Source organism: Bacillus sp. T33-2, assembly GCF_002860205.1.
Taxonomy (GTDB): Bacteria; Bacillota; Bacilli; order Bacillales; family Cytobacillaceae; genus T33-2.
On sequence record NZ_PGVB01000029.1, the window covers coordinates 105161 to 131006 of the forward strand.

General features: G+C 44.9%; 28 protein-coding genes. 24 read left to right on the forward strand and 4 right to left on the reverse strand.

Annotated elements, in window-relative coordinates:
* Nucleotides 1–236 precede the first annotated feature (236 nt).
* The 12 genes from alaS to CVD19_RS18745 all read left to right on the forward strand — a co-directional run bounded on the left by alaS (nt 237) and on the right by CVD19_RS18745 (nt 12569).
* Nucleotides 237–2837 (forward strand): alanine--tRNA ligase, encoded by a 2601-nt coding sequence (gene alaS, locus CVD19_RS18690; RefSeq protein WP_374702906.1) that lies wholly within the window; start codon nt 237–239, stop codon nt 2835–2837.
* 76 nt (nt 2838–2913) lie between these two features.
* The gene (locus tag CVD19_RS18695) at nt 2914–3180 is read left to right on the forward strand and encodes an IreB family regulatory phosphoprotein (protein WP_101584337.1); all 267 of its coding nucleotides are present in this window, start codon (nt 2914–2916) and stop codon (nt 3178–3180) included.
* A 3-nt stretch (nt 3181–3183) separates the two neighbouring features.
* Complete coding sequence (ruvX, locus tag CVD19_RS18700; protein WP_180953702.1) at nt 3184–3603, forward strand: Holliday junction resolvase RuvX; 420 nt, start codon at nt 3184–3186, stop codon at nt 3601–3603.
* Nucleotides 3604–3613: 10 nt separating this feature from the next.
* Nucleotides 3614–3904: a DUF1292 domain-containing protein gene (locus CVD19_RS18705; RefSeq protein ID WP_101584338.1), complete on the forward strand. Its 291-nt coding sequence runs from the start codon at nt 3614–3616 to the stop codon at nt 3902–3904.
* Nucleotides 3905–4135: 231 nt separating this feature from the next.
* A complete protein-coding gene (mltG, locus tag CVD19_RS18710; protein ID WP_101584339.1) occupies nt 4136–5296 on the forward strand; it encodes an endolytic transglycosylase MltG in 1161 nt (386 codons plus the stop codon).
* Nucleotides 5297–5530: 234 nt separating this feature from the next.
* On the forward strand, nt 5531–6169 hold the full coding sequence (locus tag CVD19_RS18715; RefSeq protein ID WP_101584340.1) for an O-methyltransferase: 639 nt from the start codon (nt 5531–5533) through the stop codon (nt 6167–6169).
* Nucleotides 6170–6173: 4 nt separating this feature from the next.
* A complete protein-coding gene (locus tag CVD19_RS18720; protein WP_101584342.1) occupies nt 6174–7103 on the forward strand; it encodes a peptidase U32 family protein in 930 nt (309 codons plus the stop codon).
* Nucleotides 7104–7229: 126 nt separating this feature from the next.
* On the forward strand, nt 7230–8504 hold the full coding sequence (locus CVD19_RS18725) for a peptidase U32 family protein (RefSeq protein ID WP_101584344.1): 1275 nt from the start codon (nt 7230–7232) through the stop codon (nt 8502–8504).
* Nucleotides 8501–9136 carry a uridine kinase gene (udk, locus tag CVD19_RS18730; protein WP_101584347.1) on the forward strand — a complete coding sequence of 212 codons (636 nt, stop codon included), beginning with the start codon at nt 8501–8503 and terminating at the stop codon, nt 9134–9136. The genes CVD19_RS18725 and udk overlap by 4 nt, the downstream gene beginning before the upstream one ends.
* A 274-nt stretch (nt 9137–9410) precedes the next feature.
* Complete coding sequence (gene greA, locus CVD19_RS18735) at nt 9411–9887, forward strand: transcription elongation factor GreA (protein WP_101584349.1); 477 nt, start codon at nt 9411–9413, stop codon at nt 9885–9887.
* A 117-nt stretch (nt 9888–10004) separates the two neighbouring features.
* Nucleotides 10005–11768: a peptidoglycan D,D-transpeptidase FtsI family protein gene (locus tag CVD19_RS18740; protein ID WP_101584350.1), complete on the forward strand. Its 1764-nt coding sequence runs from the start codon at nt 10005–10007 to the stop codon at nt 11766–11768.
* A 75-nt stretch (nt 11769–11843) separates the two neighbouring features.
* On the forward strand, nt 11844–12569 hold the full coding sequence (locus tag CVD19_RS18745; RefSeq protein ID WP_257985194.1) for a YrrS family protein: 726 nt from the start codon (nt 11844–11846) through the stop codon (nt 12567–12569).
* A 47-nt stretch (nt 12570–12616) separates the two neighbouring features.
* Here CVD19_RS18745 and CVD19_RS18750 read toward each other — a convergent pair whose 3' ends face one another.
* Entirely contained in the window at nt 12617–12823 is a 207-nt protein-coding gene (locus CVD19_RS18750; protein ID WP_101584351.1) for a YrzA family protein, read from the reverse strand.
* A 171-nt stretch (nt 12824–12994) separates the two neighbouring features.
* Here CVD19_RS18750 and CVD19_RS18755 point away from each other — a divergent pair, with 171 nt between their 5' ends.
* The 8 genes from CVD19_RS18755 (at nt 12995) to CVD19_RS18790 (ending at nt 19454) form a co-directional block, all read left to right on the forward strand.
* A complete protein-coding gene (locus tag CVD19_RS18755) occupies nt 12995–13633 on the forward strand; it encodes a class I SAM-dependent methyltransferase (protein ID WP_101584352.1) in 639 nt (212 codons plus the stop codon).
* 19 nt (nt 13634–13652) lie between these two features.
* Nucleotides 13653–14357, forward strand: coding sequence for a 5'-methylthioadenosine/S-adenosylhomocysteine nucleosidase (gene mtnN / locus CVD19_RS18760; protein WP_101584354.1), 705 nt, complete (start codon nt 13653–13655; stop codon nt 14355–14357).
* A 23-nt stretch (nt 14358–14380) separates the two neighbouring features.
* Entirely contained in the window at nt 14381–15304 is a 924-nt protein-coding gene (locus CVD19_RS18765; RefSeq protein WP_101584355.1) for a PLP-dependent cysteine synthase family protein, read from the forward strand.
* Complete coding sequence (locus CVD19_RS18770; protein WP_101584356.1) at nt 15305–16441, forward strand: bifunctional cystathionine gamma-lyase/homocysteine desulfhydrase; 1137 nt, start codon at nt 15305–15307, stop codon at nt 16439–16441.
* A 207-nt stretch (nt 16442–16648) separates the two neighbouring features.
* Nucleotides 16649–17920 (forward strand): MFS transporter, encoded by a 1272-nt coding sequence (locus tag CVD19_RS18775; protein WP_101584538.1) that lies wholly within the window; start codon nt 16649–16651, stop codon nt 17918–17920.
* 138 nt (nt 17921–18058) lie between these two features.
* Nucleotides 18059–18313: a YrhC family protein gene (locus tag CVD19_RS18780; protein WP_257985195.1), complete on the forward strand. Its 255-nt coding sequence runs from the start codon at nt 18059–18061 to the stop codon at nt 18311–18313.
* Between the two features lie 104 nt (nt 18314–18417).
* Entirely contained in the window at nt 18418–18924 is a 507-nt protein-coding gene (locus CVD19_RS18785; protein ID WP_101584359.1) for a GNAT family N-acetyltransferase, read from the forward strand.
* 389 nt (nt 18925–19313) lie between these two features.
* Nucleotides 19314–19454, forward strand: a complete 141-nt coding sequence (locus CVD19_RS18790) for a YrzI family small protein (protein WP_101584361.1) — start codon at nt 19314–19316, stop codon at nt 19452–19454.
* Between the two features lie 415 nt (nt 19455–19869).
* Here the strand turns inward: CVD19_RS18790 and CVD19_RS24945 are convergent, their stop codons facing one another.
* Entirely contained in the window at nt 19870–20034 is a 165-nt protein-coding gene (locus tag CVD19_RS24945) for a hypothetical protein (RefSeq protein ID WP_180953703.1), read from the reverse strand.
* Nucleotides 20035–20234: 200 nt separating this feature from the next.
* On the opposite strand from CVD19_RS24945, the gene sigK reads away from it, so the two are divergent.
* Entirely contained in the window at nt 20235–20954 is a 720-nt protein-coding gene (gene sigK / locus CVD19_RS18795) for an RNA polymerase sporulation sigma factor SigK (protein ID WP_101584362.1), read from the forward strand.
* A 111-nt stretch (nt 20955–21065) separates the two neighbouring features.
* Here the strand turns inward: sigK and CVD19_RS18800 are convergent, their stop codons facing one another.
* On the reverse strand, nt 21066–21509 hold the full coding sequence (locus tag CVD19_RS18800) for an acyl-CoA thioesterase (RefSeq protein ID WP_101584363.1): 444 nt from the start codon (nt 21507–21509) through the stop codon (nt 21066–21068).
* Between the two features lie 282 nt (nt 21510–21791).
* On the opposite strand from CVD19_RS18800, the gene CVD19_RS18805 reads away from it, so the two are divergent.
* On the forward strand, nt 21792–22265 hold the full coding sequence (locus CVD19_RS18805) for a spore coat protein (protein WP_101584364.1): 474 nt from the start codon (nt 21792–21794) through the stop codon (nt 22263–22265).
* Between the two features lie 163 nt (nt 22266–22428).
* The gene (locus tag CVD19_RS18810; RefSeq protein ID WP_101584366.1) at nt 22429–24222 is read left to right on the forward strand and encodes a M3 family oligoendopeptidase; all 1794 of its coding nucleotides are present in this window, start codon (nt 22429–22431) and stop codon (nt 24220–24222) included.
* 113 nt (nt 24223–24335) lie between these two features.
* Here CVD19_RS18810 and pssA read toward each other — a convergent pair whose 3' ends face one another.
* Nucleotides 24336–24875 (reverse strand): CDP-diacylglycerol--serine O-phosphatidyltransferase, encoded by a 540-nt coding sequence (gene pssA, locus CVD19_RS18815; protein WP_101584368.1) that lies wholly within the window; start codon nt 24873–24875, stop codon nt 24336–24338.
* 127 nt (nt 24876–25002) lie between these two features.
* On the opposite strand from pssA, the gene CVD19_RS18820 reads away from it, so the two are divergent.
* Entirely contained in the window at nt 25003–25791 is a 789-nt protein-coding gene (locus CVD19_RS18820) for a phosphatidylserine decarboxylase (RefSeq protein ID WP_101584370.1), read from the forward strand.
* The last annotated feature ends 55 nt before the right edge of the window (nt 25792–25846 follow it).

Below are 25846 nucleotides of genomic sequence, written 5' to 3' on the forward strand. Positions count from 1 at the left end.
GGCTGAGAGGAATTCCGGGTGAAGGATAACAGAAAGCTAATCCAGAGTGCAGCCAAACACTGCCGTCGGCCGCGTTAAGGCATATTTTGAGAGATGGATGCGTTAATGTGCATCCATAATCAGGGTGGTACCGCGAGCAAGCTCTCGTCCCTGTCCAGGGATGGGGGTTTTTTTATTTCCCAAAAAACAAAGGAGGAATTCCTGTGAAAAAATTATCAGGTTCAGAGATAAGAAAAATGTATCTTGATTTCTTTAAGGAAAAAGGACACGCAGTTGAACCGAGCGCACCGCTTGTCCCACATGATGATCCGTCCCTGCTCTGGATTAACAGCGGCGTTGCAACCCTGAAAAAGTATTTCGACGGACGGGTTATCCCCGACAACCCGAGAATTACAAATGCCCAAAAATCAATCCGTACGAACGATATTGAAAACGTCGGCAAAACGGCACGCCATCATACATTCTTTGAAATGCTCGGAAACTTTTCCATCGGCGACTACTTTAAGGTAGAAGCGATCGAGTGGGCATGGGAATTTTTGACCGATGAAAAATGGATCGGCTTTGAAAAAGACAAATTATCCGTTACCATCCACCCGGAAGATGATGAGGCATTCAAAATATGGACTGAAAAAATAGGGGTGCCTGAAGAAAGGATCATCCGTCTTGAGGGGAACTTCTGGGATATCGGTGAAGGCCCAAGCGGACCGAACACAGAGATTTTTTATGACCGGGGCCCTGAATACGGCAATGACCCGGAAGATCCGGAGTTGTACCCTGGTGGAGAAAATGACCGTTATCTGGAAGTCTGGAACCTGGTGTTCTCTGAATTTAACCATAACCCTGACGGCACTTACACTCCGCTTCCAAAGAAAAACATTGATACAGGGATGGGGCTTGAGCGGATGGCATCGGTCGTCCAAAACGTGCCGACCAACTTTGACACCGATTTGTTCATGCCGATCATTAAATCAACCGAACAGATTTCAGGTGCAAATTATGGTCAAAGCAACGAACAGGATACATCCTTTAAAGTAATCGCGGACCATATCCGGACAGTTGCTTTCGCAGTAGGGGATGGCGCGCTCCCATCAAACGAGGGACGCGGATATGTTCTGCGCCGCCTGCTGCGCAGGGCAGTGCGCTATGCAAAGAAAATCAATATCAACCGCCCGTTCATGTTCGAACTCGTCCCGGTTGTCGGCGAAATCATGGCTGATTTTTATCCTGAAGTTAAAAATAAGGCCGAATTCATCCAGAAGGTCATCAAGAATGAAGAAGAACGCTTCCATGAAACGTTGAATGAGGGGCTGGCGATTCTTTCAGACCTGATTCGGAAAGAGAAACAGAAGGGAAGCAGTATCATTAATGGAGAAGATGTGTTCCGCCTTTATGATACTTACGGGTTCCCGGTAGAATTGACTGAAGAGTATGCTGAAGAAGAAGGGATGACGGTAGACCACGAAGGCTTTGAAGCCGCAATGCAGGAACAGCGCGACCGTGCCCGTTCAGCAAGGCAGGACGTCGGCTCGATGCAGGTGCAGGGCGGTGTGCTCGGGAACATAAAGGAAGCAAGTGAATTTGTAGGCTACGACACGCTGGAAACTTCCAGCAAAGTCACGGCCATCGTTAAGGACGGCCAGCTTGTTGATGAAGTCGGCCAGGGTGATGAGTTCCATTTCATTCTCGATGAAACGCCATTTTATGCTGAAAGCGGCGGCCAGATCGCTGACCGGGGAACCCTGGCGGCAGACGGCTTGAAAGTGAGCGTCCGGGATGTGCAAAAAGCGCCGAACGGCCAGAACCTCCATCATGCCTTCGTAGAAACGGGGACGCTGAAAAAGGGACAGGACGTGCTGGCTGCTGTTGATGAAGGCAACCGGTCCAGAGTGATTAAAAACCATACAGCTACACATGTTCTGCATCAGGCTTTAAAAGATGTCCTAGGCGGGCATGTTAATCAGGCTGGATCTTTGGTAGAGCCTGACCGGCTCCGTTTTGACTTTTCCCATTTTGGGCAGGTCACCGCTGACGAACTTGAAAAAATTGAATCAATAGTCAACGAGAAAATCTGGCACAGCCTTCATGTTGAAATAGATTATAAAGCGATCGACGAAGCAAGAGCTATGGGTGCGATGGCATTGTTCGGCGAGAAATACGGCGATATCGTACGAGTCGTAAAAGTCGGTGATTACAGCCTTGAGCTTTGCGGAGGATGCCATGTGCCTAACACTTCCGTCATCGGCCTTTTCAAAATTGTCTCAGAAGGAGGCATTGGTGCCGGCACGAGAAGAATCGAGGCGGTGACAGGTGAGGCAGCTTACAAAATCTTAATCGACCAAATCGCAGTCTTAAAGAGTGCGGCCGCAAAATTAAAAACAAATCCCAAAGAAGTGGCAAACCGGATAGATGGGGTACTTGCCGAAATGAAGCAGCTCCAGCGTGAAAACGAGTCGCTTTCAGCTAAATTGGGGAATATTGAAGCAGGAAGCCTTGCTTCAAAAGTTAAAGAAGTCAACGGCATTCCTGTATTGGCAGAACGTGTACAGGCCGCAGACATGAACAGCCTGCGCAACATGGCAGATGACTTGAAGCAAAAACTGGGGTCGGCGGTCATAGTGCTGGGAAGCACGGACGGCGAGAAAGTCAATTTGATCGCTGCTGTAACGAAAGATATCATTGAAAAAGGCGGACACGCTGGCCAGCTGATCAAAGAAGTTTCTAACCGTTGCGGCGGTGGCGGCGGTGGACGTCCGGACATGGCCCAGGCTGGCGGCAAGGACCCTGAAAAGCTCGACAATGCCCTTCAATTTGTTGAAGAATGGGTAAAATCCATTTGATATAATACTAAAGTAGTGTAAAATGTAGGTAACTTTAGCAGATTTTTGCCTTCCAACAAAAAGTGAGGTGCATGGAATGAGCTCTTTTGACAAAACGATGAAATTCAGTTTTCCCGAAGAGCCTTATGAGCATGATGTGAATGAAGTGCTCTTACAGGTTTATGAAGCCCTTCAGGAAAAAGGATATAATCCAATCAACCAGATCGTAGGCTACCTGCTTTCAGGCGACCCGGCCTACATTCCCCGGCATCGGGACGCAAGAAACATCATCCGCAAGCTTGAACGGGATGAAATTATTGAAGAACTGGTAAAATCGTATTTGAAACAGCAGCATGAGGGGTAAGTAATGAGGACAATGGGATTGGACGTCGGCTCAAAAACTGTCGGGATCGCGCTCAGCGACGAGTTCGGGTGGACCGCACAAGGGCTGGAAACTTTAAACATCAATGAAGAAGAAAAAGTGTTTGGGTTTGAGCAAATTGGTCAAATAATAAAAGAGTACGATGTCAGTAAAATAGTGGTTGGGTTACCGAAGAACATGAACGGGACGATCGGCCCCCGGGGCGAAGCCAGCCAATTTTTCGCCGGGGAGCTGGAAAAACGATTTGGCCTGCCTGTCGTCCTTTGGGACGAGCGGTTGACCACCATTGCTGCTGAACGTGTCCTGCTTGAGGCTGACGTCAGCAGGAAGAAAAGGAAAAAGGTCATTGATAAAATGGCTGCCGTAATGATTTTGCAAGGGTATCTGGACAGCCAAACTAAATGAGGTGAAAGAAATGGAACACGGTGAAAACAACATTACAGTAGTAGATGAAAATGGAAACGAACAGCTTTGTGAGGTGCTGTTTACATTTGAATCCGAGGAATTTGGCAAATCGTACGTTTTATATTACCCGATGGGTGCCGAGGAAGGGGACGATGAAGAGATTGAAATTCACGCATCTTCGTTCATACCTTCGGAGGACAATGATGATGGCGAATTGATGCCGATCGAAACAGACGAAGAGTGGGACATGATCGAGGAGATGCTGGAAACCTTCCTCACCGAGCAGGAAGACGGAGAATAAACCAGCAGACCGGGCCAAACAAGGCCCGGTTTTTTCATGTATTTCAAGCCCGGGATTGAAACATACTGGGTAAAACCAGTGTCCACACTTTTACATGGGCAGTCGAAATATGTCTTGTTCAGGAATTTTTCGTAATTTTTTGCGACTAAAATTAGAAAAATATAGTATAATGGTCGAGATGCAAATAGGGCCTGGTGTCAGCCCTAAACCCTGTTCACCGGAGGGGAACTTATGTCTGAAGGAAAAAACACAGAAACGAATAAGCCTGGCAGTTCAGAAAAAAAACAGCAAATATATGAGAAATTGATCGAAAAACAGAGCGAAGCAAAAGTCGTCCGCAAAATTGTGTTTATCACAGCGATCGTGTTGTTTGTGCTAATCGGTGCGATAGCGGGCGGGGGATATTTTTATGTTAACTCTGCCTTAAAGCCAGTCGATCCAGGGAGCAAAAAAGTAAAAACGGTCGAGATCCCGATAGGGTCTTCCGTTTCAGGAATTGCCCAAATTCTCGAGGACAATGGCATTATCCGGGATGCCCGCATTTTTAAATATTATGTAAAATTTAAAAATGACTCGGGATTCATGGCGGGAGAATACAAGATGAAGCCGTCCATGACCATCCCCGAAATCATTACGAGCCTGAAAACCGGGAGAGTCATGCAGGATGTGGCGTTGACGATTACGATTCCGGAAGGCAAGCAGCTGTCACAAATAGCCGGGATCATTGCTGAAAAATCAGGCAGGAACCATGAAGAAGTTTTATCAGAGCTCAATGACAGGGAATTTGTCAATTCATTAATTGAGAAATATCCAGATGTGCTGTCTGCTGATATCATAAATGAAAAAATAAAACATCCCCTGGAAGGGTATCTGTTCCCGGCGACCTATTCTTTTTACACGAAAGATCCTTCAGTGGAAAAAATCGTAACCGACATGCTTAATAAAACGAAATCCGTACTTGAGGAGTACAGAGGGCAAATGGAGGAACTAAACCTGTCAGTGCACCATGTCATGACAATGGCGTCACTTATAGAAGAAGAAGCGACTGAGAAGGCGGAACGGGATAAAATTTCAAGTGTGTTCCATAATAGGATCGAACAGGGAATGCCGCTGCAGACCGATCCGACAATTCTATACGCGCAGGGCAAGCATAAAGACCGGGTCGTATATAAAGACCTGGAAGTTGATTCACCATACAACACTTATAAATACGCTGGATTGCCGCCCGGGCCAATTGCCAATCCCGGCACGATGTCCATTGAAGCTGCCCTTTCACCTGAAAAGACCGACTTACTGTATTTCCTTGCAGATTCATCTGGAGAGGTCCATTTTTCAAGAACACTGGAAGAGCATAATCAGTTGAAAGCAAAATACATTACAAGCCAAAAATAGTGCAACGTGCAGGGGAACTCGATATGGCATATCCCCGCTCACTGTGATAAAATTGATCGAGTGTTTTTGTACACCTGACGATAGCGTAACTTGCAGAGCAGAGGTTCAGAGGCTATCCGCTGAACGACGGAAAATTCTGTCCGGATTTTTCCTCTCTTGCCTGCGAACGCTATTTTTTCATGTCTATATGACAAAGCTAAGGGTATATGTTTAAGGATGCGAGGTGAGGGCAGTTTGAAGGTGCCAGAACTGCAAAATTACATAGAAGGGCTTATCCCGCAAAGGTCCGTCCTGTTTCAGGAAATGGAGGAATACGCCCGGCTTGAAGGCGTTCCAATAATGGAACCTGCTGGAATCGAAGCGATGCTGCAAATCCTCAGGATACAGCAGCCATCTGCCATTCTTGAAGTCGGAACCGCGATAGGCTATTCCGCCCTGAGGATGGCGGAAGCACTGCCAAAAACCAAAATCATTTCAATTGAAAAAGACGAAGACAGGCATGCGTTAGCTGTAAATTATATAGAAAAGGCCGGCAGACCATCACAAATTACGCTTATTAAAGGTGATGCTCTTGAGACTGGCGAAGAGGTTGCCGGCCACGGGCCTTTCGAGACAATTTTTATTGATGCCGCTAAAGGCCAGTACAAACGTTTTTTTGAAATATATTCCCGTCTCCTGAGCAGCACGGGCATCATCATTACTGACAATGTCCTTTTTAAAGGGCTTGTGTATGAACCGGTAATAGAAAACCGGCGCCTCCGCAGTCTCGCAAAGAAAATCGATGAATTCAACCACTGGCTGGCAAGCCATCCGGAGTTCGATACAGTGATTCTGCCGGTCGGCGATGGGGTAGCGATTAGCAAAAAGAGGTGAAAACATGAAGAAACCTGAATTATTAGTGACACCCACTAGTGTGGATGATATTCTCCCCCTTGCTGAGGCGGGAGCTGATGCCTTCGTTGTTGGAGAACAAAATTTTGGCCTGCGCCTGGCCGGGGAATTCAAGAGGGAGGATGTAAAAACCGCAATTGAGCTGGCCCATTCGCGCGGAAAAAAGGTCTATGTTGCGATGAATGCGATTTTTCACAATGAAAAAGTCGGCCTGCTGGCTGATTATATATCCTTTTTAAATGAAGCAGGCGCCGATGCGATTATATTTGGGGATCCTGCTGTCCTTATGGCAGCACGGGAAACAGCCCCGGGCATCAAGCTCCACTGGAATACAGAAACGACAGCGACAAACTGGTACACATGCAATTACTGGGGGCGAAAAGGGGCGAAACGCGCTGTCCTGGCCAGGGAAATCAATATGGATGCAATCATTGAAATAAAGGAACAGGCTGAAGTGGAAATTGAAGTGCAGGTCCACGGCATGACAGCCATGTTCCAGTCGAAACGCTCCCTTCTTGGCAATTACTTTGAATATCAGGGCAAAGCGATGGAAGTGGAAAACAGGGCAAAAAATAAAAATATGTTTCTTCACGATAAAGAACGCGATAACAAATACCCAATTTTTCAGGATAACAACGGGACCCACATCATGAGCCCAAATGACATATGCATCATTGATGAGCTGCAAGAGATGGTGGATGCCGGGGTCGATTCTTTTAAAATCGATGGGATCCTCAAAAGCCCCGAGTATATTGTGCCGGTCACTGAGCTGTACCGAAAGGCTATTGACCTCGCAAGTGAAAATCCGGAACAATACGAAGAGGAAAAGGACAGCCTGCTTGAAGAGGCAGAATCGATCCAGCCTGGAAACCGGCCGCTTGACACCGGATTTTTCTTTAAAGAAACGGTTTATTAAGGATTGTAAGGAATCTGTAATATTTTTATAAACGGTTGATTGCTATGGAATGCAAAGTACCTGTTGTACTACTTATAGAAACAATAATAATATGCCGAAGCATGACAGGAAAGGGAGGAAAGCAACTTGACTGTAGTGAAAGAACCTATTTCACAAATAGTTGACGGAAAACGGGTCATCGTAAAAAAACCGGAATTGCTTGCGCCCGCCGGAAATCTCGAAAAGCTGAAAATTGCAGTGCGGTATGGTGCTGACGCCGTGTTCATCGGCGGACAGGAATACGGGCTCCGCTCAAATGCGGACAATTTTACCTTCGCCGAAATGAAGGAAGGCGTTGAATTCGCACAAAAATACGGTGCCAAAATTTATGTGACGACAAATATATTTGCCCACAACGAAAATATCGACGGCCTTGAAGATTATATTCTTGGCCTTCAGGAAACAGGCATTGCCGGAATCATCGTCTCCGACCCGCTTATTATAGAGACATGCCGACGCCTGGCACCGGAAATTGAGGTCCACCTCAGTACCCAGCAATCACTGTCCAACTGGAAGGCCGTTCAATATTGGAAGGAAGAAGGCCTTGAACGAGTTGTTTTGGCGAGGGAAACAAGTGCCGAGGAAATCCGTGAAATAAAAGAAAAGGTTGACATTGAGGTAGAAACATTCATCCATGGGGCAATGTGCATTGCATATTCCGGGCGGTGCACACTGAGCAACCATATGACAGCACGTGATTCGAACCGCGGTGGCTGCTGCCAGTCGTGCCGGTGGGACTATGATCTGTACGAGCTCAATGACGGTGAAGAATCACCTCTTTTCAGAGAAGGTGACAGCCCGTTTGCGATGAGCCCGAAAGACCTGAAGCTGATAGAATCGATTCCGCGCATGATTGAACTGGGGATAGACAGCCTTAAAATAGAAGGCCGCATGAAATCAATTCATTATGTCGCAACAGTCGTCAGTGTCTACCGTAAAGTAATCGATGCCTATTGTGCAGATCCCGACAACTTCCTGATCCAGCGCGAGTGGCTGGAGGAGCTTGATAAATGTGCGATTCGGGAATCCGCCCCTGCTTTTTTTGAAGGAGTTCCCGGGTATAAAGAGCAAATGTTTGGAAACCATAGCAAGAAGACCAAGTCAGATTTTGCCGGAATGGTGCTTGGCTATGATCCTGAAACAAAAATCGTCACACTTCAGCAGCGCAACCATTTCAAACCTGGAGAAGAAGTCGAATTTTTTGGCCCCGACATTAAAAACTTTACCTATACCATCGAAAAGATTTGGGACGAAGCGGGAAATGAACTGGACGCTGCACGCCATCCACTTCAAATTGTGAAATTTATTATGGACAAGCCCGTGTCTCCTTACAACATGATGCGGAAGGAGAGTCTAAGATGAGACGAAAACCTGTAGTAATAGGTGTAGCCGGCGGGTCCGGTTCAGGAAAAACGAGTGTTACGAAGGCAATATACGATAGTTTTACAGGCCACTCCATCTTGATGATCGAGCAGGATTATTATTATAAGGACCAGAGCCATCTCCCTATGGAAGAACGGCTTAAAACAAATTATGACCATCCGCTAGCTTTTGATAATGATCTGCTGATCGCCCATATCAAAAAGCTTTTGGATTATGAAATGATCGAAAAGCCTGTATATGATTATTCCATCCATACACGTTCAAGAGAAATCATCCCGGTGGAACCAAAAGATGTCATCATCCTTGAAGGAATCCTCGTTCTAGAGGACGAGAGGCTGCGGGATTTAATGGACATTAAGCTTTATGTGGATACTGATGCTGATTTGCGGATTATCCGGAGGCTGCTGCGTGACATAAAGGAGCGCGGTCGGTCGATGGATTCCGTAATCGAGCAATATGTCACTGTAGTGAGGCCAATGCACAACCAGTTTATCGAGCCGACAAAACGCTATGCGGACATAATCATCCCTGAAGGCGGCCAGAACCATGTTGCAATTGACCTTATGGTAACAAAAATTCAAACAATTCTTGAACAAAAAGCATTTTTGTGACACAATAGCATAAATAAAGATCGCGGAACAGCCTGTGAATTGTAAATAATACGTAATATTATTTACAGTGGTTCCGCCGATTTTTAATGTATATTTTACATGTGCTTTGTTAAGAGGCATGCTGAACAGGAGCATAAAAGTTCAAAAGGACTCTTTAATGCGCGGCCTGGAAGGGACGCGCTCCTATTATTTGCCCTTGCAAAAACACTACATAGAAAGTATGGAGCACACATTCTAATCAGGGGATTGTGAACACTAGAAGGAGTGAATGATTTTGGCTGCAGAGAAAGTTTTTCCGATGACTCAGGCTGGAAAAGAAAAGTTGGAACAAGAACTGGAACATTTGAAAACGGTTAAGCGTAAAGAAGTTGTGGAACGAATTAAAATCGCGCGCAGCTTTGGCGATCTCTCAGAAAACTCTGAGTATGATTCAGCTAAAGAAGAACAGGCTTTTGTTGAAGGGCGCATCACCACCTTAGAAAATATGATCCGCAATGCGAAAATTATAGAAGAAGATGAACTGAGCAAAGATACTGTAACGCTTGGGCGTACAGTCACTTTCAAGGAGCTTCCCGACGGCGATGAAGAAACCTATTCGGTAGTAGGCAGCGCAGAGGCAGACCCTTTCGAAGGCAAAATCTCCAATGACTCCCCGATTGCAAAAAGCTTGATGGGCCGCAAAGTCGGAGATGAAGTGACCGTCCAGACACCAGGCGGCGAAATGAATGTCCGCATTACTTCAATCAAATAATTCACGGGCCGTCCGCATCATATGCGGGCGGTTTTTCTATTAGTTCTAGCTTTAATCCACGGTCAACCCGTTTGAAATGTCCGAACCTCGTCAACACTTTTGACGAGGTGTTTATTTATGGCGAAAAAAAGAACCCTGTTATGGCTGTTTTTCTGCATAGCAATGATTTGCATCCTCATAGGGAGGTTGGTCCAGATTCAGCTTGTTGATTCTAAATCCTTTTCAAAACATAATATAAATCTCCTTGAGGAAAGTGTGAAGCAAAGGTCGCAGGAAATGATAGTCGATACTGGGCGCGGCAATTTCATTGACCGTAACGGAACTCCACTGACCTATGATAAAATCCCTGTGCTTATTCTGTTTCCTTTTCTAAAGAAAATTGAGTGGCCTTCACAGAAAATCGCACACATCATTGGCGTTTCAGAAACAAAATTATTAAAAGAAGTCGGGGATTCAATAGAACCTTTCGCCTTTGGAGACCCGGATCCGGTAGTTCTATCCCCGGCAGAAGTGAATAAAATAAACAGCCTGAAAATTCCTGGTGTGTTCGCTGTGGAAAGGAAATACACCAAAAGTAAAAATCCGGCAGAGCAATTAATAGGCATTACCGGAGAAAACATATCTGTTTTAAACAAGCGCTACGGAGGAAAAAAATTATCTTCGCAAACCCTGGTAGGATTATCGGGGCTCGAAGAAAGCTTTGATGAGTTCTTAGTCGGTGAGGGAAAGTCCAAGCTTGTTTACCACGTCGACGGGGAGGGTGATCCCCTGTTTGGCATCAATGTAAAATATGTGGAGCCCGCCAATCCTTTTTATCCGGTAAATATCAAAACGACGCTGGACAAGCCTCTTCAGGAAATCGCGGAGAACCTCGCCGACAAGCATGGCATCAAAAAAGGGGGACTCATACTGCTAGATATTGAATCAAGCAGCATCCTGGCGATGGTATCGAGACCCAATATCAATCATAAAGACCCTTTTTCTGATTCGGGCATAAACAATTTAATGCTTAAACAGCATATTATCGGTTCCGTTTTTAAAACGGTTGTGGCCGCTGCTGCAATTGATTATCAGCTTGATGATAAAGGCCGGATTTTTGACTGCAGCAAAAAAATCAATGGGCAGCCGGACAGTAAATACGACCATGGCATGCTAAATTTTACAGACAGCTTTGCGCGCAGCTGCAACAGGACTTTTGGAGAATTGGCCACGGAACTGACAAATACGAATCCGTATATTCTTGACCAGTACTCACAGAAGATGTCACTTACCGGCCCGTCTGGATGGCAGGGGAACGTTTACCATCTGGAAGGTTTTAAACAGCTTGCCGATGAAGAAAAAGGAAGGATTTTCCTGAATGATCACGACCGTAAAGACGATAATTTTGCGGCGTTGTCAGGAATTGGACAGCATGAGGTGAGAGCCACTCCACTGGGCGTGGCCAATATGATGGCAACGATAGCAAGGGGTGGCAGGACAGAGATGGTAAAAGCGGTTTCATCCATCGATTATCAGAACGGTACAACCCTTTTGGATTTCGAACAAAAGGCGATCAAGGGAGAGACTCTTGCCCCATATACAGTGATGAAGCTGCAGCAGCTTTTGAGGGAGGTTGTTGTGAATGAGCATGGAACCGGCCGGTGGTTCAAGGAGCTCCCATATGAAACAGCAGGCAAATCAGGAACAGCAGAAACAGGGATATATGTGGATGGAAAACAGCTGCACAATAAATGGTTCGCCGGTTATTTTCCATTCCAGAATCCGAAATACGCCCTTGTAACAGTGAACCTGGGAGTATTCGAGGATGAAGGTGCTGTCAATCCCCTTTTTGCCGATATGGTACAGGAGATTTATGATTACAATCTGGAAAAAACAGAATAAGAAATAGCCAAAATCCTTCATGTTTGCATTAACTCATGGTAGAATGTTGACAGCCTTATATGGGAGGGGAAGAAATTGAGAAACGATAACGAAAACCTGCATGGGGGTTCCCGTTCAAAAAGGCGGGCAAAACGAAGAAAAACCAACCTCGTCTTAAATAGCTTGATTGTAATAGTGATTTTGCTTATTGTATTTGTGTCCATGAGAATTTTTTTTACCGGTGATGAAGGAGCGGCCGATAACAAAACGGCAGTCAGCGAAAATAAGAAAACCGGAACAGAGAAGTCCGAATCGAAAAAGAAATCGGGTTCACAAAACAAAAAAAATAATGATGATAATACCGAGAATGGCCAGTCTGGTACTGACGGAGAAGATGTAGTGGAAACTGAGCCTTCTGATGAAACTGAATCAGGCGATGATAGCGAAAATAGTGAACCACCCAATGAAGGTGAGACTGCTGAACCAAGCGAGCCGGTTGTTACTGAGGGAGGAAGCGATCCCAATGTTAAGCGCACAATCGTCAACCCTGACTGGAAGCCAGTAGGCACTACCCAGACAGGCGAGCATGCAGCTGTCTATGATGAGAGCTCGGTTGACTGGCAGGAGATGCTCCAGGCCATCTCATATGCTTCCGGACTGGATAAAAATAATATGACTGTCTGGCGCCTGGGGAATAACGGCGGGCCGAACAGTGCAATTGGTACAGTGTCGCAGAAAGGTTCAGACCAGAAATACAGGGTTGCGATCGAATGGGTTGACGGACAGGGCTGGAAGCCGGTAAAAGTGGAGGAATTGCATTAATGCGGCAGATCTGAGACAAAACACAAGCGGGAAACCAGGTTCCCCGCTTATTTTTTTGCTTTAAAATGAACGACAGCAGTGAAATAGGTTCTACCGTTTTCATCCGCATGCATTTGGTGCGATACAGAATGGACTGTCAGCAGGATAGCTTTGTTTATTTCGATCTGGCTATTGATCTTTTTTTCAAGAGTTTTCAAATCAGGCGCCTCAAAGAATTCAACCTTGTCTTCAATCAAATCGAATTGTAAATTCATCATTCATGCTCCTTTCAAATCCTTTCGCTTTTCCATTTTATTTGGACTGGCCGGCCGAGAGCAAGTATTAATTGATTTCAGCCTGCCTGTTATGATAAATTTGGAACAAGTCATCTTTTAATTCATATTATGTTTATAGGAATTATTAGTTTAAAACGGAGAGTGAACAACATGGGCAAAGAGTTTCTTGAGCTGTTTGAACAATGGGCTGACACTTACGATGCTACGGTCGATGGCCATGACCCTGAATATAAAGACGTGTTTTTACATTATGAAAAGATCCTGAACGAAGTTGCAGAGCGTTCCTGGGGAAGAGTACTGGAGTTCGGCCCGGGCACCGGCAACCTGACGAAAAAGCTTGTTGCAAGAGGCCTGCAAGTCACCGCTGTTGAACCCTCGCCTTCAATGAGAAACCTTGCCCGGAAAAAGCTTGGAAGCAGAGCAGCCATTCTCGACGGGGATTTCTTCAATTATCCCGAAGACCAGACTTTTGATACAATGGTCAGCACATATGCGTTCCACCATCTGACAGATGCGGAGAAAGAGCAGGCGGTTTCCGGCTATGGAAACCATGTTGCTTCCGGTGGTAAAATAGTGTTTGCCGACACGATGTATGATTCCATCGAAGCATATGAAAAAGCGGTTGAAGACGCACTGTCAAAAGGCTACAAAAATCTAGCAGAGGATTTGCAGAGGGAATACTATACAACGATTCCAGTCTTAAAGGAAATGCTGGAGAAGAACGGATTCAGTTCAAGCTTTGAACGCTGCAACGATTTTGTATGGATCATGACAGGTGTGAAAAAGTAAGGAAAGAGGTATATATTGCATGAGAGTGGCTATTATCGGAGCAATGGAAGAAGAAGTGTCCATTTTGAGAGAAAAAATTGTGAACCAGAGCCAGGAATCAATTGCCGGCTGCGAATTTACGTCCGGCCACATAGACGGTACGGAAGTTGTGCTGCTGAGGTCTGGCATCGGCAAAGTAAATGCGGCGATGTCATCGGCTATTTTGCTTGAACGATTTAATCCCGACTACGTTATTAATACCGGGTCAGCTGGCGGGTTAAATCCTGATTTGAATGTGGGTGATGTGGTCATTTCTACAGAAGTCCGCCACCATGACGTCGATGTAACGGCTTTTGGCTATGAATACGGTCAGGTTCCCCAGCTTCCTGCGTCTTTTGTAGCTGACTCCCGTCTTGTGGAGATTGCCGAAAACAGCGCTAACGAAATCACCGGCATACAGACAGTCAAAGGGTTGATCACCACTGGGGACTCATTCATGAGCGATCCTGACAGGGTTGCTTACATCAAAACAAAATTTACCGGACTGCAGGCAGTGGAAATGGAAGCGGCCGCCATCGCACAGGTCGCTTACCAGTTCCAAAAGCCTTTTGTGGTGATCCGCTCTTTATCTGACATTGCGGGAAAAGAATCCGACATTTCTTTTGACAAGTTTTTGGAAACAGCCGCTAAAAATTCCGCAGCACTTGTTTTAAAAATCGTTGCCTCACTGAAAAAAGCCAATTAAAGATGATCGGTGGAGGGAAAAGTTTGCAAGTCTTTAAAAAAATCCATGAAATAATAGGGAATACGCCAATCGTGGAGATTTCCAGTTTTACATTGCCTGAAGGGGTCAGGCTGTATGCAAAGCTTGAATATATGAATCCGGGCGGCAGTGTGAAGGACAGGCTGGGACTGGAATTGCTTCGGGAAGCTTTACAAAGCGGCAAGCTGGCTCCGGGAGGGACCATCATCGAGCCCACTGCCGGCAATACCGGTATCGGCCTCGCACTAGCGGCAATCAATACTGGCATAAAGGTGATCCTCTGTGTACCGGAGAAGTTTAGCATCGAAAAGCAGGAGTTGATGAAGGCCCTCGGTGCAGAAATCGTCCATACACCGACGAGCGAGGGAATGGAAGGCGCGATCCAGAAGGCAAAGGAACTGCTCTGTGAAATTCCTGGATCATACTGCCCGCAGCAATTTGCGAATCCTGCCAACCCTGAGACATATTATAAAACGCTCGGCCCGGAATTATGGGAGCAAATGGACGGCAAAATTCATGTATTTGTTGCGGGTGCAGGCACAGGGGGCACCTTCATGGGCACGGCCCGCTACTTGAAGGAACAGAAACCGGGCATAAAAACGGTCATCGTTGAGCCTGAAGGATCGATTCTTGGCGGCGGGGAACCGGGTCCACATAAAACCGAGGGAATCGGGATGGAATTTTTGCCCGGCTATATGGATCCTGCTTATTTTGACAGTATCCACACGGTTGCGGATGAAGCTGCTTTCCATCTGGTTAAAGAGGCTGCGGCCCGGGAAGGCCTTTTGGTCGGGAGCTCATCAGGAGCCGCACTGCATGCAGCACTGGAAGAAGCGAAAATAGCCAAAACGGGCACGAACATTTTGGTCGTGTTCCCGGATGGGAGCGAACGATATTTAAGTAAAAAGATTTATGAAGGTGGGATTTAAGTGAAGCGGAAAACCAAATTGATCCATGGCGGGATTGCAAATGACCCTCACACAGGGGCTGTTTCTGTGCCGATCTACCAGGTCAGTACTTATAAACAAGAAGGTGTCGGGGGCCATAAAGGCTTTGAATATTCAAGGACCGGGAATCCGACACGCCAGGCGCTTGAAGAACTGATCAGGGACATAGAAGGCGGTGAAGCAGGTTTTGCCTTCGGTTCCGGGATGGCCGCCATAACAGCGGTGATGATGCTCTTTAACAGCGGCGACCATGTCATCCTTACAGATGATGTGTACGGTGGAACTTTCCGGGTCATGACGAAGGTTCTGAACCGCTTTGGGATTGACAGCACCTTTGTCGATACAAGCAACATCGACAACATTGAAGCGAATATCCGGCCGAACACAAAGGCAGTCTATATTGAGACACCGACAAACCCATTGCTAAAAATAACCGACATTGCAGCGGCTGCGGGTGTTGCAAAATCAAATGGGCTGTTGACAATCGTTGATAATACTTTTTCTACTCCTTATTGGCAAAACCCGATTGAATTGGGTGCGGATATCGTGCTTCACAGTGCGACCAAGTATCTTGGCGGCCATAGTGATGTTGTCGCTGGCCTTGTAGTTGTGAACAGCAGCAAGCATGCAGAAGATATGCATTTTATCCAAAACTCAACAGGAGGCATCTTGGGGCCGCAGGATTCCTGGCTGCTCATGCGCGGCATCAAAACGCTTGGAGTGCGCATGGAAGAGCACGAGCAAACAACGCGCAGGATAGTGGAATTCCTGCAGCAGCATCCGGCTGTCAAAAAAGTATTCTACCCTGGGATTGAAACCCACCCGAACCACGCAATTGCCAAAAGGCAGGCCCGCGGTTTCGGCGGGATGGTCTCATTTGATGTTGGAAGTGAAGAAAATGCCGATAAAATCCTCGGAAACGTCAAATACTTTACGCTGGCAGAAAGCCTCGGAGCGGTCGAAAGCTTGATCTCAGTCCCGGCTAGGATGACGCATGCATCGATTCCAAAGGAGCGCAGGGATGAGCTCGGAATATCCGACGGTCTCGTCAGGATCTCTGTCGGGCTGGAAGATGCAGAAGATTTGATTGAGGATTTGAACCAGGCACTAAACAGCTGACAACCCACAAACCAGAAAAGAAGGATAGATGAAAGCAGGCTCGCCTGCTCATCTATCCTTTTTTCGTCATACTTAGGGACGATTTTAATGTTTGCAATAGAATGAATGGGGATGGGCAGTTTCAAAATTCAACAGATATTTTTACACTATACAAATAGCTTTCCTTTGGATATCGTAAAAGATATTGATAGTATAGAAAGGAAACTTATGGGAGTTAAATACGGTCGAAAAATCCACTATGCCTGGATAATTTTAGCGGTATCTTTTATTGGAGTTTTAGCTTCACAAGGCGTCCGTTTCACTTTTGGTGCCTTTATGGGCTCTTGGGAAGACTACTTTTCCGCAAACCGGGGTACAATTTCCGCTATATCATTTGTCAGTTTTTTAGTTTTTGCAGTGTCTCAGCCTATTGTCGGGAAGCTGGTGGATAATTATGGTGTCAAAACCATTTTTGTTTTCAGTACGCTTATTGTTGGTGCTGCCACCATCTTAAGCTTCTTTGTGACGTCTGTGTGGCAGCTATTCATTTTGTACGGAATTATCGCATCACTTGGTTTCGGAGGTGCATCAGGCGTGACAGCATCCGTTGCTGTTACGAAGTGGTTTGCACAAAAGCGCGGACTGGCATTGGGGATAGTTGAGGCAGGTTTTGGGGCAGGCCAGATGGTACTGGTTCCAAGCTCGATCCTGCTGATTGAATCATTCGGATGGAAATGGGCTGTACTGATATTGGGATCATTTCTTATCCTGATTGTGTGCCCCATCCTCGCAATCCTGTTGAAATCTGAACCTTCGGAATCCGGACTAGCCGCACTGGGATCCGAAAGCAGTCATGAAATTACTACTCCGGTCAAGAAACAACAGCAGACAAGTAAAACAAGTCTGTGGGACCGGCGATTCTTGTTCCTGTTGATTCCTTTTTTTGTTTGCGGTGTCACTACAACGGGCTTAATGGATACACATCTCATTCCATTTGCTCAATACTGCGGCTTTACACCTGGAATAACGAGCGCAGCTGTAGCCGCATTAGCCGGTTTCAACGTGTTGGGGACACTCATTTCAGGAATTCTTGCTGATCGAATAAACAATAAAACAATCTTGATTTTCCTGTATTTTGCTCGGGCTTTAACAATTGTTTTTCTATTAATTTTTTCAAGCAATGCCGGGCTTATGAAATTGTTTATGGATTACCCTGTTTTATTGCTTGCGTTTTCTGTTTCCTTCGGCCTTGTTGACTTTGCTACTGTTGCCCCAACTATTAAACTGCTTTCAGACTACTTTAAAGGCCAGTCTTTCGGATTGCTTTCAGGGTGGCTGTTTATGAGCCACCAGCTGGGATCGGCGATAGGTTCATATATTCCCGGACTGTTGTTTGATGAGACAAACAGCTACCAGTTGTCCTTCCTGATTGCTTTCATACTGCTTATTGCAGCAGGCTTTTTCAGTGCCCTTTTGCCTAAGGTTACAGAAAGTTGTTAACTATAATTGATCACCCTGGCACGTTCGTGTTAAGGAGATACAGTTAAAAATGTCGCCTGCCATATATTACATAGCTCCACGGCATTTCCCATATGGTAAAGTAGTTATGAGTTTTGCAGAAAAGTGCAGGTGATTATAGTGAATCCGAAGCAATTATACGAGAAAATGATAGACTTTAAGCAATATGCGGTTGTCTTGTTAGCTGTTGGTGCATTTTTCTATCTCGGCACCATTATTCCGTCTGAAATAAAGGCCGCTTCAGACATTTATATATCCGCCGGAGCATCAACAGGCTTTCTGGTGCTTTCGATTTTGTTCTTTTTCCTTTCAAAACAGTGTCAAAGCAAATTGACAGAAACAGAAGAAGGCCAGGAATATTTGATGAAAAAATAAACGTCCAACTTTGGGCGTTTATTTATTTTCAAAAATTTGAACAAAAACTCTGGGTAATAAAGTAATATTAATTAAATCATTCTTACTTATTTCAGGAGGCATTTATGAATATAAGGCTAATAACACCTAGGGATGCGGAAAATTACCGGAATTTAAGATTAGAAGCACTTAAGAACAATCCTGAAGCCTTTTCATCAAGCTATGAGGAGGAAAATGAACATGCGGTTGAATTCTTTAGGGCAAGATTGGAATCCGATGAAGCTTTTACTCTTGGTGCCTTCGAAGAGGAAAAGCTGATTGGCGTTGTTACTTTGGTTAAAGAAACCAAACTTAAACTCAAGCATCGTGCCAACATCTTTGCCATGTATGTTTCTCCTGCTAATCGAGGCATAGGAGCTGGAAAACGGCTAATGATCGAAGCTATTAAGAAAGCACAAGAACTTGAAGGAATTGAACAGATTTATTTAACCGTTATGGCAACCAACGAGTCGGCAAAAAAACTTTATTCTTGTTTAGGTTTTGAGACTTTTGGAACAGACAAAAGAGCGATGAAAGTGGATCATACATACTTTGATGAACAGCACATGGTTTTGTATCTTATTGACTATTAAGCTCAACAGTTGTGATCCTAACTTGCAGTCGTTTTAATATCGTTAAAACCGCGTATGAAATCTTTTTCGAAAATTTAGGCTAATTAGGGTTTACAAACACAACCGCAATGGATATAATTACCTCTGTAAGCGAAATTATGGAAAGGGAGGTCGAATGAAATGATGATGAAGTGCCAGATTGTATCAGCAGAGCAATTTTATATCTTATTTACGCATTCGACCAAACCGGAGTGGATCGCTTAAGAATCTTTTATTCTTAAAATAAGCATATCCATGCCGCAGGGAGAAGCGTGCCCTGCGGCATTTTTGTGCCTTTTTACAAGCCGCCGGGGAATCTCGCTGCGGTTTTTTCAATTTTCAGGGATGTGAGAAAGAGGAGGTGAGACAGGATGACTTTGAATATTTTCTTTTTTACGGTTACGATTCAAAAACGTGAATTATCCATTGAAGAAACTGTGCATGACGAAATGGTCAGAAAAATTCACGAAGAAAACAAAGACCGTCAATTCACTATGTACCGTCCGTTCTGATTTTGATTAAAAAAATTCATGGAAAGGTGGGAATTAAAAATGATATTTCATATTCAAGGAAGGCTTGCATACTACTGGGTGGAGAAGGATTCCACCTAACTGGAAGTTGGGAGGGGATAACATGTTCTTGCATGTGCTGCTATTAACCCTTGTTTTTAAAAAAAAGAACAATGCGAAAAATAATAAATAGACGGAGGCTGGCCTCACGCGTTGTAACAAAAAGTTCACATCCCACTGCCATTTTTACTGCAGATATGTGATAAATTTGGGGTAAAGATGGGGTTTTAAAGGGGTGTGGCACATGTTCATGATCGTGATGGGCTTAGGGATTTGCGGTGCAGTAGGCTGTATAATCGCTGCCGAAGTGAGTGTCGAATAGTCTGCTGGAAACATTCAAAGCATTAACCGCTAGCGGTTAATGCTTTCGTTTTGGCCGGAACCATAAGAATGCGACTAACCCGGCGGTGGCGATAAATAGCAGCACTGTTTTAACTGAAAACCCTTCAAAAATGATTTCGGCACCGCTTGCAAATACCACCACCACAAACACAACCAATAAAATCAATTTTTCCTGATCCATTTTCCAACCTCTTTTTTCTTTAACTTCCTTAATTCTACCTGAATGACACAAAATTTGTCCATGTGGGCTGAACTGTAAAGATAATTTCCGGCTAGGTGGAAATTTTTTCATGGTTAATAATTTCTTCGGACAGACACAAACTGCCCGTCTTTTACATAGGAATTTATATAGGCAAATGCCTAAAAAGCGGGGGTGGAAACGTGTCTGGAATCTTGGCTGCACTCGGTTATATAGTCAAAGAAGTCATTTTTCTTGTTTCTTATATTAAAAATAATGCCTTTCCCCAACCGTTATCTGCTGCAGAAGAACGAAAATATTTAAGGCTGATGGCCACCGGGGATCCTCATGCCCGCAATATGCTGATTGAACATAATCTGCGGCTCGTCGCCCATATCGTAAAAAAATTCGAAAATACGGGCGAGGATTCAGAAGACCTGATCTCCATCGGTACAATTGGGCTGATCAAAGCAATTGAAAGCTATTCTGAGGGTAAAGGAACAAAACTTGCGACCTATGCTGCCCGCTGCATAGAAAATGAAATTCTGATGCATTTACGTGCCCTGAAAAAAACGAAAAAAGATGTTTCGCTTCACGATCCGATTGGCCAGGATAAAGAGGGTAATGAAATATCGCTTATTGATGTGCTGAAGTCAGAATCAGAGGATGTCATAGACACAATCCAGCTCAATATGGAACTTGAAAAGGTTAAGGAATATATCGATGTACTGGATGAACGGGAAAAGGAAGTCATTATCGGCCGTTTCGGCCTTGACCTGCAAAAAGAAAAAACCCAGCGCGAAATCGCCAAAGAACTCGGTATTTCAAGAAGCTATGTGTCAAGGATTGAAAAACGCGCATTGATGAAAATGTTCCATGAGTTTTACCGGGCAGAAAAAGAAAAAAGGAAGAATCGCAATTAGATAAGGGTCGGGGATCCTTTTTTTTTGTGCTTTATATGGGCGACCCGTCAAAATCAGTAAGAGTTAAACGGCAGGCTAATTTTCGGCCTGCCGTGGTTTTATGGGGTTACTTTATGTCTCCTTGACGCCTTCTGTTTGTTCAAACTGTCCAATGCGTTCTCGTACAAAATCAGGAACCGGCCGGGATGATTTGGTATGTGGATCATAACTTACATAAATGATTTCCGCTAGCAGCAGGGGATCGATTTCCCCATCCCTCGTTATTTTGAAGTTCATTGTTATGCTTGAGTTCCCTATGCTCGCCACTCGGCACCATACATTGAGCCAATCATTCAAACGTGCCGGGCTTTTAAATTCCAGTGTGGTCTTGGCAAGCACAAAATCAAATTCTCCGCTCCTCGCCAGCTCCGCCAAATCCAATCTTAAACCTTCCTCAAAATACTCTGCGACCGCTACATCCAAATAGGTCAGGTAATGAGCATTGAACACGATTTTTTGTCCGTCAATTTCTGAGTATCGAACCTTAAGCCGGTGGGAAAATTGGTAATTTGCCATTTCATCACTCCTGTCTGTAATATATACTTTAATTATATTTTAAACTGAAAATTCTAACAAATAAGTGATGCTTCTTTCAGAGGAGTTGGATATAAGTTGATCAAGGCAGTTCTGTTTGATTTAGACGGAACCTTACGATGGAGCGGTTTGACATATTAAATTCTACAAAGTGTTTTCCACTGGCACCGCTAATGGATTATGCCAGGCAGAACCATGCACCCAGTTCAGAGCGTGTGAATACTGTATCTCGTGTCGACATTGATATACTGGGAGGTATGGAATTTGGCTAAGCAAAATAGACTGGCCTGGCATGAAACTTTGGAACTGCATGAACTAGTTGCTTTTCAATCAGTTTTGCTGTGGAAATTTAAAAAGAACGTCCGCAAAGTTACCGAACCTGAATTGCGTGCTCTTTACGCTTTTTCAATCAATGCTCTTGAAAATAACTTACGTGAGCTGTTAAGGTTTTATCCAATGGCCCCAGGATTTCCTGAGGCGGCCCGTGCTGAAATTGGCTTTTTTGCAGGGGATTTGCTTGGAAGTGCGAAAACTGCAGTAAGGTATTATGCAATTGCTGTTACAGAGACGGCAACCCCGGCACTCAGGGAAGTGCTGACCAGACAATTGAACACTGCCATCGACTGGCACGGAAGAGTCTTTTATTATATGTATGAGAGAGGCTTATACCCGTCATATGATCTCCAAAAGCTATTGATGAATGATGTAAATCTGGCGAGCAAAGCATTATCGGAATGAAACCGGAGGGGCCTGATTCCTTAATAGAATCAGGCCTTATTACTTTATTTGATTTTGAAAAGAACAGTAAAATCAGTATTTCAGAAAATAAGACTAACTTAAAAGTATAGAACAATCCGGTATATAATCTTATAATAAAGAAGCGAAAAAAGGGGGAATTGTAGTGACAGCGATTACATATTCAGATGTATGGGACTTGGAAGTCTTTTTTAAAGGGGGAAGCACTTCAGCGGAGTTTTCTTCCCATCTAAAAAAAACTGCCCAGAGCATCTCAGCTTTTCAAAATATTATTAACGGCTGGGATCCACTAAATGATGCGGCTGACGAAACCATTTTGACTGTCATTATCGGGGAATTTGAGCAAATAGCAAAATTCATTCGCCAGGCCGGTGCGTTCGTGAGCTGCCTCCAGGCCCAAAATACGGAAGACAAAAAAGCCGGTGAGCTGCGAGTGACGGTGACAGGGCTAAGTGCAGCTTTTCAAACAGCGCTGACGGTATTTGACCAAAAGCTTGCCCAAATAGGACAGAATGATTGGGAACAATTGATGAAGGATGACTTCCTCAAAGATCTGAGGTTTGTTCTTGAAGAGCGCAGGGAAAGGGCTGCAGAAAAACTGTCCGGCGCCGAGGAATCGCTGATCAATGCCTTGGGCGTTGATGGGTATCATGGCTGGAGCCAGATGTATGATTTGCTTGTGAGCAGCATTGAAATTCCTTTTCGTGAAGACGGGCAGGTAAAGTACTTGTCAGCCGGCCAGGCAGCCAATAAGTTTTCAAGCAATGACCGGTCCGTAAGGACTCAAGTTTTTGATGAATGGGAAAAGGCCTGGGGAGGCAAGAGCGACTTTTTTGCCAAAACATTAAATCACCTGGCAGGTTTTCGGCTTACCGTCTATAAGGCCCGGGGCTGGGAGGATATATTGAAAGAGGCCCTTGATCTTAACCGGATGAAAAAGGAAACATTGGATGCAATGTGGGAAGCCATTGCAAATAACAAGCAGCCATTTGTGGATTTTTTGCAGCGAAAGGCTAAACTTTTGGGACTGGAAGGCCTCGGCTGGCAAGACCTCGACGCACCGGTCGGAAAAGCGGGATCAAAAATGTCATATCAGGAGGGCGCTGAATTTATCCTCGGAAATTTCTCGCTCTTTGGTGATGAAATGGGACAGTTTGCCCAGAGGGCCTTTGAAAACCGCTGGATTGAGGCAGAAGACCGTCCTGGAAAGGAGCCGGGCGGCTTCCACACATTTTTTCCGGAGAGCAGCCAGTCCCGGATTTTCATGACGTATTCAGGCACCCCTTCGAATGTGTCTACGCTTGCCCATGAACTGGGACACGGATTCCATACCTATGCCATGAGAGATCAGCACTTATTAAACCGCAATTATGCAATGAACGTGGCAGAAACAGCTTCGACATTTGCGGAAATGATTGTTTCCGATGCCTCTGTGAAAAACGCTAAGACGAAAGAAGAAAAGCTGGGGCTTCTGGAAGATAAAATCCAGCGTTCGGTTGCGCTCCTGATGAATATTCACGCCCGCTTCTTGTTTGAGATAAGATTTTATGAAGAGCGTAAGCAGGGTGTGGTCAGTGCAGGACGTTTAAACAAATTGATGGAAGAAGCGCAGGCTGAGGCATATGGCGGGGCACTGGAACAATATCATCCGCTGTTCTGGGCTTCCAAGCTCCATTTTTATATTAGCGGGCTGCCGTTCTATAATTTCCCATATACATTTGGATACTTGTTCTCGCTTGGAATTTATGCGCTGGCAATGGAGGAAGGAAAAGGCTATGAAGAAAAATATATAGCGCTGTTAAAGGATTCTGCTTCAATGACTGTGGAGGACCTTGCGATGAAGCACCTGCACGTTGACCTGACGAAAAAGGATTTTTGGGAAAAAGCAGTCAGGATATGCATCGACGATGTAGAAGAATTCCTGAAGCTGACCGAATAGCAAACAAAAAACCAGCCGAACCCGGCTGGTTTGCTTATTGATAGACGGTACGCCTGCCCCTTACTCAATTCATCAACGGTGCCAAACAAGGCGCATATCCTGACAAACAAAATTTAAACCTTTCTTAGTTTGAATGGGCTTACCATCAGCAAAGAAAGGATGATGATAATAAATAGGAACGTCTGCGGCGGCAGGTTCGGAATGGCAAGAAAACTCAAGGTAGCCAGGCAGCCTGCAGCGGTAATCGGCAAGCCTGTGAAATATCCGTTGCTTTCAGTGATGTTGAACCTGGCCAGGCGGAAAGCCCCGCAGCCAATATAGAATACGGTGAAAAACGAACCGGGTGCCCCGAATTCATAGAGAATTCCTTGATATAATAATAGTGCAGGAGCTACACCGAATGATATAATATCACTCATGGAATCCAATTGCTTCCCTAGTTCAGACTCGATATTAAACTTCCTGGCAACCATCCCGTCAAAACGGTCCGCCAGAGCTGCAACAAAGATAAGCAGCAAACTTAAGTTGAGATTACCGTTAATTCCTACAATTATGGCAAATCCGCCCAGTGACAGATTCGCAAGCGTCAATACATTGGCAGTTTGAGCCTTGAGCTTCTTGACTGTGTGGTCAAGTACATCCAATAAAAACATTCTCCTCACTCCTTATAAAGTGAAAGGGAGCAGCACCTTCAGTTTTTTGTTGTATAATAATATTTAATTTTAAGCTTTTTATGCAAGTTCGTAAAGAGTATTTTTACACATTCCGGAGGTAGGCTCTTTGATTCAGAATTTATATCGTTTATTTATCGAATTAACAAATGGAAGATGGTCGTCCAGCGCCTTAAAACGCTTTGCCCGTTCAAAGGCAAGCAAAACAATGGTACCGTCATTTGCAAAAATATACAGAATTAATGTCGCTGAGATGGAAAAACCGCTTCACGAATATCCAACATTGCATGATTTTTTTATAAGGAAGCTTAAAGAAGGGGCGAGGCTGAAAGATGGACACCCTGCAGCAGTGTTAAGCCCTGTCGATGCTGTTATTGAGGATATTGGAACCGTTAGAGCCGATCAAAGGATCACTGTAAAGGGCAAAGTATATTCGATTGCGGAAATGCTGGGAAGCCCAGAAGCAACGCGTAAATACGAAGATGGGACCTATGTGATTCTTTATTTGAGCCCGAGCCATTACCACCGGATTCACAGCCCGGTTTCAGGCACTGTTGTCAACCGGTGGACTCTCGGCACAAAATCGTATCCGGTTAACAGAATGGGACTTAAGTATGGGGACCGTCCGTTATCCAAAAACTTCAGGACCATAACGGAAGTACATCATGGGAAGGGCCATGTGGCGATAGTGAAAGTAGGAGCCATGTTCGTCAATTCGATAGAAACGGTGCATGAAGGGGAACAACTGACGAGGGGAGAAGAAATGGCTTATTTCTCTTTTGGGTCTACAGTTGTGCTTTTATTCGAAAAAGACTCGTTTCAGCTATTGCCTGGCATCATGCTTCCCACCGAAATAAAAGTAGGGGAGAAAATCGGCTTTATTGGGACTGGGAGCTGATATTTAAGGCACAGCTTCAAATGCTGTGCCTTTTCCGCCGTTCTTATAGTTGCAA

What these genes read in the sequence shown, in the direction of transcription:
- pssA (WP_101584368.1), bottom strand. Translation starts at nt 24,875, where the DNA reads ATGTTTTTATTGGATGTACTTGACCACACAGTCAAGAAGCTCAAGGCT.
- alaS (WP_374702906.1), top strand. Translation starts at nt 237, where the DNA reads ATGTATCTTGATTTCTTTAAGGAAAAAGGACACGCAGTTGAACCGAGC.
- CVD19_RS18695 (WP_101584337.1), top strand. Translation starts at nt 2,914, where the DNA reads ATGAGCTCTTTTGACAAAACGATGAAATTCAGTTTTCCCGAAGAGCCT.
- ruvX (WP_180953702.1), top strand. Translation starts at nt 3,184, where the DNA reads ATGAGGACAATGGGATTGGACGTCGGCTCAAAAACTGTCGGGATCGCG.
- udk (WP_101584347.1), top strand. Translation starts at nt 8,501, where the DNA reads ATGAGACGAAAACCTGTAGTAATAGGTGTAGCCGGCGGGTCCGGTTCA.
- mtnN (WP_101584354.1), top strand. Translation starts at nt 13,653, where the DNA reads ATGAGAGTGGCTATTATCGGAGCAATGGAAGAAGAAGTGTCCATTTTG.
- CVD19_RS18750 (WP_101584351.1), bottom strand. Translation starts at nt 12,823, where the DNA reads ATGAATTTACAATTCGATTTGATTGAAGACAAGGTTGAATTCTTTGAG.
- CVD19_RS18790 (WP_101584361.1), top strand. Translation starts at nt 19,314, where the DNA reads ATGACTTTGAATATTTTCTTTTTTACGGTTACGATTCAAAAACGTGAA.
- CVD19_RS18800 (WP_101584363.1), bottom strand. Translation starts at nt 21,509, where the DNA reads ATGGCAAATTACCAATTTTCCCACCGGCTTAAGGTTCGATACTCAGAA.
- CVD19_RS18785 (WP_101584359.1), top strand. Translation starts at nt 18,418, where the DNA reads ATGAATATAAGGCTAATAACACCTAGGGATGCGGAAAATTACCGGAAT.
- CVD19_RS18755 (WP_101584352.1), top strand. Translation starts at nt 12,995, where the DNA reads ATGGGCAAAGAGTTTCTTGAGCTGTTTGAACAATGGGCTGACACTTAC.
- CVD19_RS24945 (WP_180953703.1), bottom strand. Translation starts at nt 20,034, where the DNA reads ATGGATCAGGAAAAATTGATTTTATTGGTTGTGTTTGTGGTGGTGGTA.
- mltG (WP_101584339.1), top strand. Translation starts at nt 4,136, where the DNA reads ATGTCTGAAGGAAAAAACACAGAAACGAATAAGCCTGGCAGTTCAGAA.
- CVD19_RS18740 (WP_101584350.1), top strand. Translation starts at nt 10,005, where the DNA reads ATGGCGAAAAAAAGAACCCTGTTATGGCTGTTTTTCTGCATAGCAATG.
- CVD19_RS18720 (WP_101584342.1), top strand. Translation starts at nt 6,174, where the DNA reads ATGAAGAAACCTGAATTATTAGTGACACCCACTAGTGTGGATGATATT.
- CVD19_RS18705 (WP_101584338.1), top strand. Translation starts at nt 3,614, where the DNA reads ATGGAACACGGTGAAAACAACATTACAGTAGTAGATGAAAATGGAAAC.
- CVD19_RS18775 (WP_101584538.1), top strand. Translation starts at nt 16,649, where the DNA reads ATGGGAGTTAAATACGGTCGAAAAATCCACTATGCCTGGATAATTTTA.